Annotated in this window: 16 protein-coding genes; 7 read left to right on the top strand and 9 right to left on the bottom strand. The window is 63.1% G+C overall.

The genetic code is table 11. From position 1 onward, the window contains the following. Positions 1–3: 3 nt before the first annotated feature. Complete coding sequence (locus tag ACQKI2_RS08400; protein WP_427379241.1) at positions 4–405, bottom strand: YkvA family protein; 402 nt, start codon at positions 403–405, stop codon at positions 4–6. A gap of 65 nt (positions 406–470) precedes the next feature. On the opposite strand from ACQKI2_RS08400, the gene ACQKI2_RS08395 reads away from it, so the two are divergent. From ACQKI2_RS08395 to ACQKI2_RS08385, 3 genes are all read left to right on the top strand, one after another. Next, positions 471–1,253 carry an SDR family NAD(P)-dependent oxidoreductase gene (locus ACQKI2_RS08395; protein WP_427379240.1) on the top strand — a complete coding sequence of 261 codons (783 nt, stop codon included), beginning with the start codon at positions 471–473 and terminating at the stop codon, positions 1,251–1,253. A gap of 240 nt (positions 1,254–1,493) precedes the next feature. Next, entirely contained in the window at positions 1,494–2,171 is a 678-nt protein-coding gene (locus ACQKI2_RS08390; RefSeq protein ID WP_427379239.1) for a nitroreductase, read from the top strand. A 97-nt stretch (positions 2,172–2,268) separates the two neighbouring features. Next, the gene (locus ACQKI2_RS08385) at positions 2,269–3,444 is read left to right on the top strand and encodes an acetyl-CoA C-acetyltransferase (protein ID WP_427379238.1); all 1,176 of its coding nucleotides are present in this window, start codon (positions 2,269–2,271) and stop codon (positions 3,442–3,444) included. Between the two features lie 72 nt (positions 3,445–3,516). Here ACQKI2_RS08385 and ACQKI2_RS08380 read toward each other — a convergent pair whose 3' ends face one another. From ACQKI2_RS08380 to ACQKI2_RS08365, 4 genes are all read right to left on the bottom strand, one after another. After that, entirely contained in the window at positions 3,517–4,557 is a 1,041-nt protein-coding gene (locus ACQKI2_RS08380; RefSeq protein ID WP_427379237.1) for an aspartate-semialdehyde dehydrogenase, read from the bottom strand. Between the two features lie 226 nt (positions 4,558–4,783). Continuing rightward, a complete protein-coding gene (locus ACQKI2_RS08375; protein WP_427379236.1) occupies positions 4,784–5,251 on the bottom strand; it encodes a MaoC family dehydratase in 468 nt (155 codons plus the stop codon). A 184-nt stretch (positions 5,252–5,435) separates the two neighbouring features. Continuing rightward, entirely contained in the window at positions 5,436–6,194 is a 759-nt protein-coding gene (locus ACQKI2_RS08370; RefSeq protein WP_427379235.1) for a vWA domain-containing protein, read from the bottom strand. Between the two features lie 160 nt (positions 6,195–6,354). Then, entirely contained in the window at positions 6,355–7,245 is an 891-nt protein-coding gene (locus ACQKI2_RS08365) for an acyl-CoA desaturase (RefSeq protein WP_427379234.1), read from the bottom strand. 233 nt (positions 7,246–7,478) lie between these two features. On the opposite strand from ACQKI2_RS08365, the gene ACQKI2_RS08360 reads away from it, so the two are divergent. Next, entirely contained in the window at positions 7,479–8,693 is a 1,215-nt protein-coding gene (locus tag ACQKI2_RS08360; RefSeq protein WP_427379233.1) for a hypothetical protein, read from the top strand. On the opposite strand, the gene ACQKI2_RS08355 is transcribed toward ACQKI2_RS08360, so the two are convergent. Together ACQKI2_RS08355 and epmA are read right to left on the bottom strand one after the other, a co-directional pair. After that, positions 8,690–9,742, bottom strand: coding sequence for a lysine-2,3-aminomutase-like protein (locus tag ACQKI2_RS08355; protein ID WP_427379232.1), 1,053 nt, complete (start codon positions 9,740–9,742; stop codon positions 8,690–8,692). The genes ACQKI2_RS08360 and ACQKI2_RS08355 overlap by 4 nt on opposite strands. Next, a complete protein-coding gene (gene epmA / locus ACQKI2_RS08350; protein ID WP_427379231.1) occupies positions 9,739–10,782 on the bottom strand; it encodes an EF-P lysine aminoacylase EpmA in 1,044 nt (347 codons plus the stop codon). The genes ACQKI2_RS08355 and epmA overlap by 4 nt, the downstream gene beginning before the upstream one ends. Positions 10,783–10,915: 133 nt before the next feature. On the opposite strand from epmA, the gene efp reads away from it, so the two are divergent. The 3 genes from efp (at position 10,916) to ACQKI2_RS08335 (ending at position 13,762) form a co-directional block, all read left to right on the top strand. Further along, positions 10,916–11,488, top strand: coding sequence for an elongation factor P (gene efp / locus ACQKI2_RS08345; RefSeq protein ID WP_427379230.1), 573 nt, complete (start codon positions 10,916–10,918; stop codon positions 11,486–11,488). Between the two features lie 411 nt (positions 11,489–11,899). After that, the gene (locus tag ACQKI2_RS08340; RefSeq protein WP_427379229.1) at positions 11,900–12,472 is read left to right on the top strand and encodes an RNA polymerase sigma factor; all 573 of its coding nucleotides are present in this window, start codon (positions 11,900–11,902) and stop codon (positions 12,470–12,472) included. Positions 12,473–13,060: 588 nt separating this feature from the next. Then, positions 13,061–13,762, top strand: a complete 702-nt coding sequence (locus tag ACQKI2_RS08335) for a response regulator transcription factor (protein WP_427379228.1) — start codon at positions 13,061–13,063, stop codon at positions 13,760–13,762. Here ACQKI2_RS08335 and ACQKI2_RS08330 read toward each other — a convergent pair. Next, positions 13,759–16,446 carry a PAS domain S-box protein gene (locus ACQKI2_RS08330; RefSeq protein ID WP_427379227.1) on the bottom strand — a complete coding sequence of 896 codons (2,688 nt, stop codon included), beginning with the start codon at positions 16,444–16,446 and terminating at the stop codon, positions 13,759–13,761. The genes ACQKI2_RS08335 and ACQKI2_RS08330 overlap by 4 nt on opposite strands. A 29-nt stretch (positions 16,447–16,475) precedes the next feature. Beyond that, the gene (locus ACQKI2_RS08325) at positions 16,476–16,991 is read right to left on the bottom strand and encodes a hypothetical protein (RefSeq protein ID WP_427379226.1); all 516 of its coding nucleotides are present in this window, start codon (positions 16,989–16,991) and stop codon (positions 16,476–16,478) included. Positions 16,992–17,042 lie beyond the last annotated feature (51 nt).

The following is a 17,042-nucleotide window of genomic DNA, read 5'->3' as shown; positions in this document are numbered from 1 at the left end:
CTGTCAGCCGGGGTCCTTGACCGGCTCGGGCAGGCTGAGCAGCTTGCGGGCCAGGGCCCGGTGGCGTTCCTTGACGTGCATGCCCACAACGCTGAGCGCGGTGGCCAGAACCGTGGCGTCATCAGTAAAGCCAAGGCCGACGACCACATCCGGCACCAGATCGGCCGGCATGACGAAATAGGCCGCTGCGCCGAACAGAACGGCCTTGGCCTTCACCGGGGTCAGCGGATCACGCGCCGCATAGTAGGCCGCCGCCAGATCATCGGCAAAAGGCAGCTTTCCCGCCAGCCGGGCCAGCTTGGGCACCAGGCCGCGCGCCAGGCGCTCATTGCGCTGAATTGTCTTGGGAAGGTAGATGTCTCCCTCCCCTTTGACCGTGTTTATGATTTCCGCTGCGTCAGACATTGCGCTCTCCTAGGGGCATTATAATTGAAGTCCGCAGTTTTCGAAAACAGGGAGGGCAGTGGCCCATGGAACTCAATTCTAACATCTCCGCCGTCATCACCGGGGGCGCTTCCGGCCTCGGCGCCGCAACCGCCCGCAAACTCGCCAGCTACGGCGTGAAGGTCGCTCTGTTCGACCTCAACGCTGAAAAGGGCGAAGCACTGGCCAAAGAGCTTGGCGGCGTCTTCTGCAATGTCAACGTCACCGACGAAGCCTCCGTCGATGCCGGCTTTGCCAAAGCCCGCGCCGCTATCGGCCAGGAGCGTATCCTGATCAACTGCGCCGGCACCGGCAACGCCATCAAGACCGCCAGCCGCGACAAGAATACCGGCAATATCGAGCACTTCCCGCTCGATAAGTTCAACCTGATCATCCAGATCAACCTTGTCGGCACCTTCCGCTGCATCGCCAAATCGGCTGCCGGCATGATGAGCCTTGACCCGCTGCCCTGCGGCGACCGCGGCGCCATCGTCAACACCGCTTCGGTGGCGGCTGAAGACGGCCAGATCGGCCAGGCTGCCTATTCCGCTTCCAAAGGCGGTGTTGTCGGCATGACCCTGCCGATCGCCCGCGACCTGTCGCGCGAAAACATCCGCGTCAACACGATCCTGCCGGGCATCTTCAACACCCCGCTGCTGGCCGCTGCGCCGGAGCCGGTGAAACAGGCCCTCGGCGCGCAGGTGCCGTTCCCGCCGCGCCTCGGCAACCCGGAAGAGTATGCATCGCTGGCCACCGAAATGGTCCGCAACAACTACTTCAACGGTGAAGATGTCCGCCTTGACGGCGCCATCCGGATGGCTCCGCGCTAAGGCTGTCAGGCGCGCTGCGCTTGCCCGGTGGGGGATTGCCCCACAAGCAAGGCGCAGGCGCAGCGGCCCCGAGCCTCAGGCGAGGGAACAGCCGCGAGCAGCAAGGCCGGAGGCCGCGCAGTTATAAAATGAAAGCCCGCGCGTCTGGCGCGGGCTTTTTCTTTGCCCTTGCGGCAGGGGATGCCAGCCTCCTGATCCGCGCTAGAACAGGGTCAAACCGATACTAGGAGGGAGTAGGCCGTGGAGTTTGACGAGGTTGTCCGCAGCCGGAGGAGCATCCGGGGTTTCCAGAAGAAGCCGGTGCCCAAGGCACTGATCCGCGAGATCCTGGAACTGGCGATGCGGGCGCCGACCTCGCTGAACTCCCAGCCCTGGAACTTCTATGTCGTGACCGGCGACGTGCTCGACCGTATCCGGAAGGGCAATGTGGAGCGCAATGTGGCCGGCGTGCCGGATAGCCGCGAGTTCCGGATGGGCCCGGCCTATCAGGGCGTTCACCGCGACCGGCAGGTGGAGATCGCCAAGCAGCTATTCACTGCCATGGGCATTGCGCGGGAAGACAAGGACGCCCGTATGGACTGGGTGCTGCGCGGTTTCCGCCAGTTTGATGCGCCCGTTTCGATTGTGGTGACCTATGACAAGGCGCTGCATGGCGGGGATATTCCGCCTTTCGACTGTGGCGGCGTGGTCAACTGTCTCGTCAATGCGGCCTGGAACCGGGGGCTTGGCTGCGTGATCAATTCTCAAGGCATCATGCAGAGCCCGGTGGTGCGGGCTGAAGCGGGCATTCCGGACGATCAGGTGATCCAGACCTGCGTGGCGATGGGCTGGCCGGATGAGCGCTTTCCGGCGAACGCGGTCGTCTCCCTGCGCAAATCGGTGGATGAAGCGGCCACTTTTCTCGGCTTTGACGACTGAAAACTGCGTTTTCCGGCTGCCCCCTGCCCCGGCGTGAGCGCTGGCGCGGGCCTGAATGGCCATTAAACTCGCCCTATCCAGTCAGGAGGAAAACACCATGGCAACAGCCTATATCGTAGCAGCAAAACGCACAGCCGGTGGCCGCAAGAACGGCGCCCTTGCCGAATGGCACCCCGGCGACCTCGGCGCGCAGGTTCTCAACGCCATTGTGGCCGAGACCGGCGTGGACCCGAAAGCGATTGAAGACGTGATCATGGGCTGCGTCTCACAGGCCGGTGAGCAGGCTGGCCAAATCGGCCGCACGGCGGTGCTCGCCTCCAACCTCCCCAACTCCGTTCCGGCCGTCACCATCGACCGCCAGTGCGGCTCCTCGCAGCAGTCGATCCAGTTTGCGGCGCAGGCCGTCATGTCTGGCACGCAGGATCTGGTGATCGCAGCCGGCGTGGAAAGCATGTCGCGCTGCCCGATGGGCATCAACGCCCGCGCCGGCAAGGTGTTCGACATTCCAACCGACCCGACGCCGCAATCGGTGAAGGAGAAGTTCGGTATCAAGCACTTCAACCAGTTCACCGGCGCTGAAATGATCGCCAAGAAATACGGCTTCACCAAGGAACAGCTCGACGCCTTCTCGGTGGAAAGCCATCGCCGCGCAGCGGCCGCCACCAAGGCCGGGGCGTTCGCCAAGGAACTCGTGGTCATCAAGGGCCGCAATGGCGAGGGCGCCGAAGTGATGCACGACAAGGATGAGGGCATCCGCTACGACGCCAGCATGGAAGCGATGGCGAGCCTCAAGATCCTGATGGAAGACGGCGTCATGTCTGCGGCCAATGCCAGCCAGATCTGCGATGGTTCGTCGGCCGTCATGATCGCGTCGGAAGCGGCGCTGAAGACGCATAACCTGACCCCGCTGGCCCGCATTCACAATGTTACCGTCACCGCCGGCGACCCCGTGATCATGCTGGAAGAACCCCTCTTCGCCACCGACCGCGCCCTGCAGCGGGCTGGCATGAAGATCGGCGATATCGACCTTTACGAAGTCAACGAAGCCTTCGCGCCAGTGCCGATTGCCTGGCTGCAGCATACCGGCGGCGATCCGTCGAAGCTGAACGTCAATGGCGGCGCCATTGCCCTTGGCCACCCGCTGGGCGCTTCGGGCACCAAGCTGATGGCAACGCTGGTGCACGGCCTGCGCGCGCGCGGCAAGAAATGGGGCCTGCAGACGATGTGTGAAGGCGGCGGCGTGGCCAACGTCACGATCATCGAAGCACTCTGATCCGGATACGGATTACACTGGCTGGAGAAACGCCGGACCTAATTGGTCCGGCGTTTTTCTTTGGGGGATGATCTAACCCAGCATGGCCTCGGCAATCTGGATGGCGTTGAGGGCTGCGCCCTTGCGGAGATTGTCGCCGACGACAAAGAGGGCGAGGCCGTTTTCCAGCGCGCTGTCCTTGCGCACGCGGCCGACGCTGACAGCGTCGCGGCCCGCAACGGCGAGCGGGTTGGGCACTTCGTCAAGCTCCACGCCCGGCGCCTTTGCCAGGAGGGCGTTGGCCTCGGCGGCGGAGACGGGGCGTTCGAACTCGGCATGGATAGCGAGGCAGTGGCCGGTCAGCACCGGCACGCGCACGCAGGTGCCTGACACCAGCAGATCCGGAATGCCGAGGATCTTGCGGCTTTCATCCCGCAGCTTGGCCTCTTCATCCGTATACCCGTCTTCGCCGAGCACATAGTTCAGCGGCACCACATTGAAGGCGAGCGGCACCAGCCATTTCTTCGGCGCGGGAAACGCCACCGCCGTGCCATCATGGGCGAGGGCCTCGAAATCGCCCGCCGCAGCGGCAGAGACCTGCCCGGCAAGCTCTTCGATGCCGGCCACCCCTGCCCCGGAGGCGGCCTGATAGGTGCTGGCGAAGAGGCGTTTCAGGCCCCAGGCATCATGCAGGGGTTTGAGCACCGGCATGGCCGCCATGGTGGTGCAGTTAGGGTTGGCGATGATGCCCTTGGGAAGGCTGGCAAGGGCGGCTGCGTTCACCTCGGCCACCACGAGGGGCACTTCGGGGTCTTTCCGCCAGGCGGAGGAATTGTCAATCACCACGGCGCCGGCGGCGGCAAAGCGCGGGGCATACTGGCGGGAGGTTTCTCCGCCTGCGGAGAAGAAGACGATATCGAGCCCGGAAAGATCAGCCGTTGCCACATCTTCCACGATCACCTCGCCGCCCCGGAAGGCGACCGGTTTGCCAGCCGAGCGGGCGGACGCAAACAGGCGCAGCGAGGCCAGCGGGAAATCCCGCTCGGCCAGAAGCTGGCGCATCAGGCTGCCGACAAGGCCGGTGGCGCCGACGACGCCGACACGGGGAGGATTGGATCGTGAGAATTTCTGCATGGCTCTTCTCCAGTAAGGGGCTTTGGAGCGGGAGAGCCGGTTTCCTTGAGAGGGCCGTCCCGCGCCTTTGCGGGGACGTTGTTCAAGGTGGCTGCTGTCAGATCGCACACACCCGCAACGTCCCGCCGAGGCGGATCGTCTTTGGGGTAATAATAATGGCGGTCTTGTTCAGCATTGCGGGCGGACGGATATAGCGTGCCGCGGAGCTTGTAAAGCGGGCGGCCCGCTACTCCGTCTCGATTTCGGGATGGCGCACCTTGATGAGACCATTGGACACCATGGTCATCACCACTTCGCCCTTCTGATTGTAGACAGTCTGGCGCGCCTTGGAGAGGCCCATGTCCGGCCGGCTTTTCATGCGGCGCTTGGAGATGAGTTCCATCTCCACGCTGAGTTCGTCGCCGGGATAGACGGGCTTTACCCAGCGCAGCTCGTCAATGCCGGGCGAGCCGAGGGAGGCGGCCGGTTCACCGGTGCGGCCGGTTTCGACCATGATCCGCATGACCATGGCGCCGGTATGCCAGCCCGACGCCGACAGACGCCCGAAATGGGTCTTGGCGGCGGCCTCGTCATCGAGATGGAAAGGCTGGGGATCATATTTGCCGGCAAACTCGATCACCTCTTCACGGGTGACCTTGTAGGTGCGCACGCCGCGCGTGACCGTGCCGACAACCAGATCTTCGTAATACTTCATCGCCCTGCCCTGCAAGTGAACTACCTCTTTCCTGAAGCGGGCGGATCGGCCCCTGGCAAGTATGACGCCGGGGAACCGGGCGGAGCGCGCACGGCCAAGCCCGCTCCAAGGGGATGGAGCGGGCCGCCTCTCTGCCAGTCTGCAATGCCGGGGGAAGCCGGACGAAACCCGCAGAGGCTGGTCCCTAGTTTCCGGTGCGCTGTTTCACGCCTTCTTCATCGGCAGCGGCGCGGTCTTCGGCGCTGAACTCCACCGCCGGGGCAGCGCCCTTGCCATAGGCGCGCGCCTTCTGGGCGAGGGCGTCCATCGACTCGTTCATGCGGCCCTGGCCAACCGCCATCGTCTTGGACGAGGACATGCCGACTGACTGCGCATCGCCGAAGCTGGCAAATTCGGCGCCGAGGAACACGACCTCCCAGCCGCGTGCCTGCGCCCGGTCCAGCGCGGCCTTGGCGCCTTCGCGGGTGAATTCCCGCGAGGAGTTTTCCAGGCCGTCAGTCATGATGACGATGACCGCCTTTTCCGGATTATCCGCTTCGGCGCGGGTGATGATCTTGCCGATGGCATCAAACAGCGGGGTCATGCCGCGCGGGCTGGCCTCGTCATTGGTGACACTCTTCCAGGCAGAGGGGTCTACCTTGTCGCGCAGCACATCGAACTGCATGCCGTCCTGATAGTCGAAAACGGCGACGGTCACCGCAGTCTTGATGTCAGCCCCGGCAATCTCTGCCCCCGGAGCATCTGCCGCGAAGCTCTCGGCATAGGCATTTACCGAAGAGAGCGCTTCGTCCCAGATGTTGGACATCGACCCGGTACGGTCCAGCAGGACATAGGATTGCACCGTATCCGGCTTGGGCGGCTGGAGAGGCACGACCTTGGCAGAAGCGGTGGCGGCCAGAGCTGCGCCGGCGGCGATGGCGAGGATGGAATGAATGAGTTTCATGCGGGCGTCCCTTCCCAGTTGCGTGTGGGGAGAAAGCTGCACCCCGAATGCGGCACGTCTGTGTCACGATTCAGGAATAGAAAAGGAAAAGGGCCACCTTTTGAGGGGCGGCCCTTGTGAAACTGAACAGGCGTTCAGACTGAGGCGTTCCGGGAACGGATCACGCAAATCGCGGCGCGATCTTCAGATCCTTCACCCAGCCGATTTTCTCAAGGAAGAGGAGGACCGTGCCGTTATAGTCAACGATGCGGTTCCAGATGCCTTTGCGCGGACGGTGCAGCGCGCTTTGCGGCTCGTCATGGTGGTGATCATGGAAGGCTTCCCCGCCGGTCAGCAGTGCCATCATATGGTCTGCCCATACCGGCGTCTTGAGATGGCCGAGCACGTTGATGCCATAGACGGTGGCGTGGAACTGGATCGCGCGGCCGATCACGACGCTGGCATGCAGCAGCGCGGTGAGCACCAGGGAGCCTCCTGCGGCCCAGACGATCAGATAAATCACGGCGGGAATGACGAAGTGGATGACAATGCTGATCTCGTTATAGAAACGGTCCATCCACACGATCACCGGATGCTGTTTCAGCCAGGCCGCCATGGGGCGGGCAGTGTCTTTCCGGTCGCGGAAGAGGATCCAGCCAACCCAGGCCCAGCGTTTGGACTCGAAGGGGTTGTGCGGGTCGCCCGGGCCATCGGCAAAGCGGTGGTGCTGGGAGTGGTAGTTCACCCAGTCGCGCAGATTGCCCTGCATGGCGATGATGATGTTGAGCATGGTCAGCACCTGGGCGGGCCATTTCATTTCCCCGGCGCGGTGCTGCAGGATGCGGTGCATCGGCCCGATGCCGAGATTGCACCAGAATACCGAGAAGGCGATCACGGCGCCGGCCACCGGCAGATACCACCAATGGAAGGTCAGCGCGCTGACAAAGATGCCCAGCAGAACCATGGTGGTGAACAGGGCCACCCCCAGGACGGGGTAGCCAAAGGCCGAGAAGAAGCTCGGGATATCGAAGGTTTTCCAGTTTTTCGGGATCGCGGCGGAACGCGGGGTCATTTCAGTTCAGTCCTCTTCAGGCCGGCCAGATCTGGCGCGGCAGTCCCCCATATAGGTACGGCAATCTCGCTTTGGCTGCCTTAAGACAGGATTAAGACGTCTCGGGCTGCGGTTAAAGTTGTAATTGCGTCTCAACTGCGTTCCTTACGCGAGTGTGATCGCGGCGCCGCAAGACAGGTGACGGCGCGGGGGCCGATCCGCTATGCGTGGACGGGACGGGATAAGGGGCTGACATGGCTGACGAGCGCCATCTGAAGGAATTGCAGCGGGTGGCCGAATTGCTGGGCCTGGAAGACGAGGTCAGCCAGGACACGTCCGAAGCGCGCCTGCCTTGCCCGCTGCATGAGGAATGTGTGGCCTCGGGCGACAATAACCTCATCCTGAACTGGCAGCGCCACACCTATCGCTGCGCCGGCACCGGAGAGAGCGGCCCTCTGCGCGACCTCGTAAAACAGCTTGAAGCCATCCGGGCGAGCCATCTTCTGCCCGCGCTCCGGGGGGAAACGCTTCCGGAACGCTCTGCGCCCGCCTCTCCTGCAGGCCCGATTGATGCGGAGTTTACCGAAGTCACCCGCGCGGCCAATCCGGTTCTGAAGACTGAAGCCAAGGTGCTGCAGCTCAAACCCGAGCAGAAGCTGCCGACGCCCGAAGAGATCCAGGCGGAGCGGGCTGAACGCCTTGCTGCGCTGAAGGCGCAGCAGGCCGAGAAGCGCCGGGGGCGCAGTGAACGGGTCATCATCGGCGCCCTGGCCCTGATCTTCCTGCTGGCCGGGCTCGCCGCGGCCGGCCTGTCGGGCTTTGCCAATTATCAGGCCTTCTCCTCGACCGTGGCTGATCCCATGCAGGGGCGCATCTGGGGCTGGGCGGGGGTGATCGCCGCGATCATCTCCTTTGGCGGCTTTACCTTCGTCTACTGGCACGGGGCCAATCGCCGCTTCAAGGAAGCTGCCCGCGCGATGATCTTTGCCGCCGTCGGCGCGGGCGCCTCCATTCTGGGCACCGAGATTTACATCCGCGGCAATGCCGAAGCCTCGGCAGCAGCGGTGGAGACGGCCAGTTCCAACCGCGCGGTTCTGGAATCCCAGATTGCCGACTGGCGCCGCCAGCTGGAAGGCATTCCGCCCGAAACCCGGTCGGTTGAAGGGCTGGAAGCCTATATTTCGGAAGTCGAGCGCGTGGGGCGCACCGATCAGAAGCCCTATCGCGACGCGCAGAATGAACTGGGCCTCGCCCGGCGCCGGGACGAACTCACCGCGCGGATCGAGACGGCCAATGCCGAACTCCTCGGCCAGGGCTCCGGCAATATCCTGCTGCAGGCAGAGCAGCGCGCTTCCCTGCCAAGCTGGCTGTTCGCCGCGCTGCTGGAACTCTTCTCCAGCCAGGCAACATCGATTGGCTTTGTGGCCCTTCTTCTGCTGGCAGGGGGCCGGCAGAAGGCAGAAGGCTAGCGGGTCTGCGCGCCCGGCAGGGGGTGGAAAGCCTCATCCCTGCCGCGAAGGCGAAACTCATCGCCGCGGCGCTCGATGTCCGGCAGGTTCATGACGGCCTTGGAGACGCCGCCGGGAATATCGGCCACATAGTGAGGGGTGGCGAGCCCTGTGAGGTCATCGCGCAGGCGGCGCACCAGCGCCTGCCCTTCTTCCACCGGCACCCGGAAATGCGATGTGCCGGGCGCCGCATCCAGCTGATGCAGGTAGTAGGGCTTGATCCCTACACTGAGGAAAGCGCGCATCAGGTCTGCCAGCGCGTCGAAGCTGTCATTCACCCCGCGCAGCAACACCGATTGGGACACAAGCGAGATGCCCGCCTGCGCAAGGCGGCGGATGGCGGCGATCGCCTCGGGGGTAAACTCCCGCGCATGATTGGCGTGCACGGCGACGAAAACGGCTTTGCTCCGCCCCCGGATCGCTTCAACGAATTCCGGCGTGACCCGCTCCGGCGCGGCCACGGGCACGCGGCTGTGCCAGCGGATAAGCCTGACATGCTCAATTGCTTCAAGCCGGCGCGTGATCTCGCCCGCGCGCGCCGCCGACAGGACCATGGGGTCGCCGCCGGTGAGGATCACCTCAAATATTTCCGGCCGCCCGGCAATATAGGCCAGGGCCGCTTCAAGCCCGGCCTTGCCCAGCGGGGCGCCCTTTTCCGGCCCGACGCGCTCACGCCGGAAACAGAAGCGGCAGTAGACCGGACAGGTCGAGGTGATCTTCAGCAGCACCCGGTCAGGATAGCGATGCACGATCCCCGGCACCGGACTGTGGGCCGCGTCGCCGATGGGGTCTTCGGTTTCCCCCGGCAGGGCGTTCAGTTCTTCCCTGGACGGAACATATTGCCGGCGGACCGGGTCGTCCGGATCATTCCGGCCGATCAGCGCGGCCAGCGGCGCCGGCAGGGCGATCACATATTGCGCGGCCACACGGGAGAGGACCTCCACCTCATCGGCCGCAATGAGGCCTGCCGACAGAAGGTCATCCGGGCTGCGCAGGGTGACCGGTTTCATGGGCGGGGCGCCTCTGCCAGGGCGGGCGGTGTCCAGAGCACATCCTGGATGGCACCTGCCCCGCTCGCCAGCATCACCAGCCGGTCAAACCCGAGGGCAACGCCGCTTGCCTCCGGCATAGCGGAAACGGCTGCAATAAAATCCGGGTCCAGAGGATAGCGCTCGCCATACACCGCTTCCTTGAGGTCCATTTCGGCCTGCTGGCGGGCCGCCAACTGGCCGGCATCGGTAAGCTCGCGATAGCCATTGGCGAGTTCGACGCCGCAGGCATAGAGCTCAAACCGTTCGGCAAAGCGCGGATCATCCGGCGCTGGCCGCGACAGGGCCGCCTCGCTGAGCGGGTAGCGGTGAAGGAAGGTCAGCCGTCCCATGCCCAGATGCGGCTCGATCTTCGTAACGAGGATGGCCGAGAACACATCCGTCCAGGTCGCGCCCTCCGGCACACCGATGCCCGCAGAGAGCGCGGCGCCTCTGAACGCGGCCGCATTTTCCAGATGAAGGGTGAGATCGATCCCGGCATATCGGTCAAAGGCGTCGGCAAGGGTCAGCCATTCGGGCTCTGCGAAGGGGTCGCAGGCCTTTCCCTTCCAGACGAGCTGAGGCGTGCCCGCCGCCTCGGCGGCCAGTCTGGCGATGACGGCGCAGTCGTTCATGACATCGGCCAGGACCGCCCCTGCCCGGTACCATTCCAGCATCGTGAATTCGGGCGCATGCCGGGCGCCCTCTTCCCGGTTCCGGTAGGCGCGGGCGAAATCGAAGAGGCGCGTCTCGCCCGCCGCCAGCAGCTTCTTCATGGCAAACTCTGGCGAGGTGTGGAGGTAAAGTGTCCGGATTTGTCCGCTTTCGGTCACGTATTGCGTCTGGAAGGCGTGCAGATGGGCCTCATTTCCGGGGGAAGCGACCAAGGCGCCGCATTCTGTCTCCAGAAAGTCCTGCGCCTCAAACCAGCTTCGCAAGGCAGACTTGATCCGCCCGCGGGCCAGAAGATGGCGGCGGCGGCGGGAATGCTGCTCAGGACTCCACCACGCAGAAGCTTCCATAAGGCCTGTTCCTGGGGTCAAACGTCTGCCGTAAACTGCCGGGCCGAACTTAAAAGCCACAGCATTCGGCTGGCCAAATGGCGCGGAGGCGGTATATAGCGGCCCTTTCGCTCTCGCAACTCAGGAACACCCCATGGCCGTTGAAATCGCAGCGGATATCCGCAGAGGCAACATCATCGAGTATACCGACGGCCAACTTTATGTTGTCCTCAAAGCGGAGTCCTTCCGCCCCGGCAAAGGCACGCCGACGACCACGATCGAGATGCGCCGCATCTCTGACGGCATCAAAGTTGTCAATACTTTCAAGACCTCCGACAAGCTGGAGAAGGCTTTCGTCGAAGAGGTGGAGCACACCTATCTCTATCCGGAAGGCGACAATTACGTCTTCATGAACTCGAGCAATTACGAACAGGTCATCGTGCCCGGCGCGATGGTGGGCGATAGCGCGGCCTATCTGCAGGAAAACATGGCTGTCAGCCTGCAGATGTTCAACGGGGAAGCGGTGTCGATCACCCTGCCCCAGCGCATTACCGCGGAAATCGTGGAAACCGAACCGGTGGTCAAAGGCCAGACGGCCTCGGGCTCATACAAGCCGGCCATTCTCGACAACGGCATCCGGATCATGGTGCCCCCGCATGTCGGCGTGGGAACCCGCGTGGTCGTCAACACCGAAGATGGCAGCTATCTCGAGCGCGCCAAGGACTAAACTTTTATCAATGAAATAATCGGGAACCCGATTCCGGGGACGCGCGTAGTATGGGTGTAGCAGCTTTTGCTATGCCGTCTATCTTGTACCCTAAGCCGGTGCGGTATCCCGCACCGGCCTTTTTTTGCGCTCAACGTCCAGAGCGCTGTTTTTGAATAGGTTTTCCGCTCGGGGGCGCTCAGGCGCCTGGAAACCAATCGTTAACTGCCGGGGCCGATACTCTCCCCAGCCGCTCCAAAGAGCGCAAAATGCGGCTCTGACCGCAAGGCAAGATAGATCTCGCACTGAAAACCGGCGGCGTTTCTCGCATTTCGTCCCTGTGTGCAGTTCCCGCCAGCGCTATTGCGAAAGGATCTGGTCTTGAGCCTGCCCTCAAAAGCAAAGGGCCCATCCCGAAGCGGAGCAACAGACATGCTTCGCCCTGAACACGCCGCAGACCCTCCGGGTATTGGTGACAGCTTTGTCCACCAGCTTGAGGCGATGGTTCCGCATATGCGGGCCTTTGCGCGGAAACTCTGCCGTAATGATGATCTGGCCGATGACATGGTTCAGGAGGCGTGCCTGAAAGCCTGGGCGGCCCGCGACCGGTTCATTGCCGGCGCCCCCATGAAACCCTGGCTGTTCCGGATTATCCGTAACACTTACATGCAGCACTGGCGCCGGGCCTGGCGGTCCTCATCGCTGGAACCGTCAGATGCCGAAAAATTCCTCGTCGCCCCCGACAATCAGGAATGGGCCAGCGATTTCCAGGTGATGCAGCAGGCTTTGCTGCACCTGCCCGAGAAGCAGCGAGAGGCTCTGGTGGCCGTGCTGGCCGTGGGCTTCAGCTATGAGGAGGCCGGGCAAATTCTCGGCTGCAGCGAAGGAACCGTCAAAAGCCGCGTCAGCCGCGGACGGGAAGCCCTCGCCAGCCTGATGGACCCGGCCCATCCCAAAAGCGGGTTTGAGGATCCCTCCCCTTTCGAGCCCGGACGAGCCGCCTGAATAGCGATACCCATGCGCCAGAAAACTCCGGGCCATTCCTTTCTGGAGCAGCCCGGAGTTTCGCGGCGACGGGATGGTCAGGTTCCGCAGACAGCGCCCATGCTTCTGCACGGACGATGATCCGGCACACGCATGACCGTGACAGCCACGCACCGGATCTCGCCAGCCTCGAACTGGGATGGGATCCAGTTTGGGCGGCGTGGGGTACCGGAAAGACTGCGCAGTATGCGGCTTGGGGGGACTAGCGACGCAGCGCGTCCTTCCGGTATCCCTTTCATTACGCGCTTCCCGCAATCGGGTTCCATTCATGGCGACAAAAAAATCTCAACAGGGTAGCGCTCAGCGTTAACGGGCCGGCGGGAAAGCGCCCTGCAAAGCACGGGAGGCCGGGCAGGCCCGCAGGAAATATGGATAACCGCCTTGCGCCGCATTCCGGGGAGCGAGGAGATGACGCTGGCCCCGGCTGCTGCCAGATCCATTTTGTCACCTGGAGGCGTGTTATGGATGTGTAAATCCGGAGATGAATAACTCGTCTCCCCAACCCTGGACAGCAGGAGAGCGCTGTCCCTGCCGCGGCCGGAGCGGGCAATGCGTGTCGTGCTGATAGATGATGATCCGATGGTGCTGGAAACCATCACCCTGAGTTGGCCCGACCCGGCCGACCGGTTTGACACCTTTGAATCCTTCGAAGCGCTCAAGGCCCTTCTATACTCTCCAGGCTTTGCCGATGTGGACTGTGTGATCCTTGATCTTCAGTTGCCGGATGCTTCGGGGTCGCAAATTCTGACTGAAATCCGCAAGCTCAGCGATGTGCCCATCCTCATGCTGTCGGGATGGGGGGATACGGAGTTTCGGGCCGATCTGATCAATCGCGGCATTGATGACTATGTTCTCAAACCGGCAAGCGCGAAGGAACTGCATGCCCGCCTGAGCCGTCTGACGAAACGCTCAAAAGACCTGCCTGCGGCTGAACTGCCAGACGCCATCGCGATTGGGGAGGTGACTTATTTGCCCAAGGAGCGGGGTTTCCGGCACGGCCTGCAGTTCACGGAGCTTACACATGCCGAAGCCAGACTGGTGGAGGCCCTGATATCCGCCGGTGGCCGGCCCGTTCCCCGGAATGACCTTTACCATCAGGCCTTTGGCCGGCCTTACAAGGAAGGGGAGAAAGTTCTGGAGACCTATATCAGCCGCCTCCGGCAGAAGATTGATGAGCTGGACAAGGGCTCTGGCAGTTCCCTGCAGACCGCCCGCGGGATAGGATACCGGCTGGCGGCGGGCGCCCTCTAGCTTTCCGGCGCGGCCCCTCTCTGCACATCGGCAAGCTTCCGGATGAGTTCATGGCGCGCATAGGGCTTGCGCAGCATCTCCGCGTCCGGCACCAACGCGCCGTTGAAGCCGATTTCTCCTGGAACATATCCGGATGTGTAGAGTACTTTGAGGCCCGGACGGCGGCGGCGGGCTTCCACGGCCAGTTCCAGGCCATTCATCCCGGCGCCCAGAACAACATCCGTGAACAGCATGAATATGCCGGGGTCTGCTTCAAGCACGACCAGCGCCTCTTCAGCGGAAGCGGCCAAGGATACCGTATAGCCAAGCGTATGAAAATTGTGGGCGGAATGCTCCCGCACCAGCGGGTCATCCTCGACGATCAGCACACTTCCCGTTCTGGACAAATCCGGCTCGGCGGCATCCTGCGGCGAGAGGGCGGCCGCCCCGCCATCGTTCGCCGCCTTTGGGAAAAACAGTTTAACCGACGTGCCCTCGCCCAGGGCAGACCTGATCAGGATATGGCCGTCGGACTGGCGGGCGAAACCGTAGACCATGCTGAGGCCGAGGCCGCTGCCCTTTCCCGCAGGTTTGGTGGTGAAGAATGGCTCGAAGGCCCGCCGCTGGGCTTCTTCCTCCATCCCTGTGCCGGTGTCGGAAACCGTAACGCAGACATAGTCTCCGGCTGGCACGCCCTCCCGCGCCGATCCGGTGAGGCCGCGCACCCTGATATTTTCCGTCTCAATCGTCAGGGTACCTCCTGATGGCATCGCATCCCGCGCATTGAAGGCGAGATTGAGAAGGGCAACATCGAACTGCCCGGGATCAACCTGCACTTTCCAGAGGCCAGGCGCGGGGGCATGGCGTATCCGGATGCGCGCGTCGAGAGCGCCGCGAAGCAGAGCGTGGACCGATCCGGTCCTTTCATTGAGGCAGGTTGTCTGCGGCTTCAGAGGCTGGCGGCGGGCAAATGCCAGAAGCCGTTTGGTGAGGTCCGCCCCCCGGGTCGCGGCCAGGTGGATCAGGTCCGCCATCCGGCGTTGGGCGGGATCCTCCAGCCTGTCCCTGAGAACATCGCTGTTCCCGAGGATCACCGTAAGCAGATTATTGAAGTCGTGCGCCACCCCGCCGGTCAACTGGCCAATCGCTTCCAGACGTTCGGAATCGCGCGATCTCTGCTCGCTAGCGCGGCGCTCCGTCAGATCGATCATTGTACCGACCATGCGGGCCGCACTGCCGGCCTCGTCACGCACAATGAAGCCCCGGTCCAGGATGATGCGCTCGCGGCCATCGTCCCCGATAAACCGGTATTCTTCCGACCAGCTTTCAGCGTCCGGCGAGGCGGCAGCGTCCATCAGGCTGGTGACTACACGGCCGCAATCTTCGGGATGGACGCGCCGGCTCCACGAGCCAAAGCCGGTTTCCTGATGCGCGCCGGGCGCGCCCGCAATCTGATCGAAGGCCTCACTCCATATGAAGGCACCAGAGGTAATATCCCATTCCCACACCACATCGGCCGTTGAGCGGCTGACAAACTGGAAACGGTCTTCATTGATGGCGGCGCGCCGCTCGGCGGCCCGGCGGTCGGTGATGTCCCGCGCCACGGCTGCCCAATGCGAGTATTTTCCGTAGGCGTCGGCAACGGGTAGAAACTCGACATCCCAGGTAATCTGCCGGCCGGGATGGATGGGGCCGGACACTTCAACCCGCAGCGATCGGCCCGCATTCATGGCGGTCTCCAGCGCGCGGGGATCAATCTTCGGCTCAGCGCCGGCCAGAATGAAGGACAATGGCCGCCCGACGACCTGGCTCCGGGCATAGCCCGTGATCCGCTCAAAGGCGGCGTTTATGTAGACGATCGGCGCATCTGTTCCCGGAACGGACGGATCGACGCTCAGGATGACCACGATATCATTGAGCCGCTCCACCGAGGCGCCCAGCAGCCGCAGATCAGACTGCCGGTTTCGCTCGGCAGTTACATCCTGAACAACGCCGGTAACCACATCTCCCGAAACCGTCTGTGTGCGTATGCCGATCCCCTTCACATGGATCGTGCTGCCGTCCTTGCGGGTGATGCGGCGCTCGAATTCGTGGAACTTAACGTCGGGATTGTTGAGCAACTGAACGGATAATGCCGCCTGCTCACGGTCATCAGCGAAAAGTATCTCGACATATCTTTCGAGCGAACCGTCAAAGTCTTCAGGGGTGATGCCGGCCATCTCATAAACACTGGGAGACCAGACGAGTTTCCGGTTCGATATGTCGTATTTCCAGAAGCCGATCTTCAGCAGCTGCTGGGCAACCTTGAGATTGGCTTCCTGTTCCTGCGCGCGATTGAGCGCGGCCAGGGGCGATCCCTCAGCCCCCTCCAGCGACGCAAAGAGCGCCTGCAGGTCTTCCAGCACAATGAGCATGGCAGGATGGCCGGCATGCCGGAAGGCGCGCTGCCGTATGCGGGCCTTGAACAGGGTTTGGTCCTTGCGCCGGTGTGTGCGGACCGCTGACACTTCGTGACAGCCTGATCCGGGCTCTGATCCTGCTTCTGGCGCCTCAAGGTCTTCGAGCCGCATCTCGCGCAGCGCGCGCTCATTCCATCCGTAAACGGCTTCTGCTGCAGGATTTGCCGCCAGAATGCGATGGTCCGTCAGGTCAGCGATCAGCATTGCATCGGGATGGTCCCGAAAGAAGGCATCCTCCCCTGCCACGTCGCTCCCCCTATGCGCCCGCAGGCGCGTCAGCCGGTACTGTCTGTCCCGCTCCCGGAATACTCGCTCGCCCCGGCGATGAAGGGCCATTCCGGCAGACTCGCGCCGCCGAGCTTACACCGAATGCTGTCAAGGATACACTCTGCCTGCGCCGGGGAGATGCCCAGCAGGCCCGCCGCCGTGGAGATGCCTATGCCGCCGCCGGTCACGAGGGCGGCCAGCTCACGCTCGGGCAAGGCAAGCTGCATGTAGCCGGCATACTGGCGTTCGGGCGCGGGGCGGGAAGCCTGGATCAGCGCGGCGCGGGAATGCACGCGCCGGAAAACTTCCAGAAGCTCGGCGAAACAGCGGTCACACTCTCGCAGGATCCGGTCTTCCGCGAGGAAGAGCATCAGGGTGTCCTCGACGAGTTCGTCCGCCTCTGTCCTGTTGGCGGTGATGCACAGGGCGAACGCGCGCAGCTGGCGCACGGCCATCTCAAGGACGCCACGGCTTGCCTCGACGCGGTGCAGATCGTACTCAAGATCGACATATTCGTCCGGCATCTCGGGCCTTTGGAATTTTGCACGCTTTTCCATGACGCCACCAAAACATAC

Origin of the sequence: Hyphomonas sp. NPDC076881, assembly GCF_050269995.1 — a bacterium.
GTDB lineage: Bacteria > Pseudomonadota > Alphaproteobacteria > Caulobacterales > Hyphomonadaceae > Hyphomonas.
This window is presented reverse-complemented; position numbering and strand designations above follow the sequence as displayed.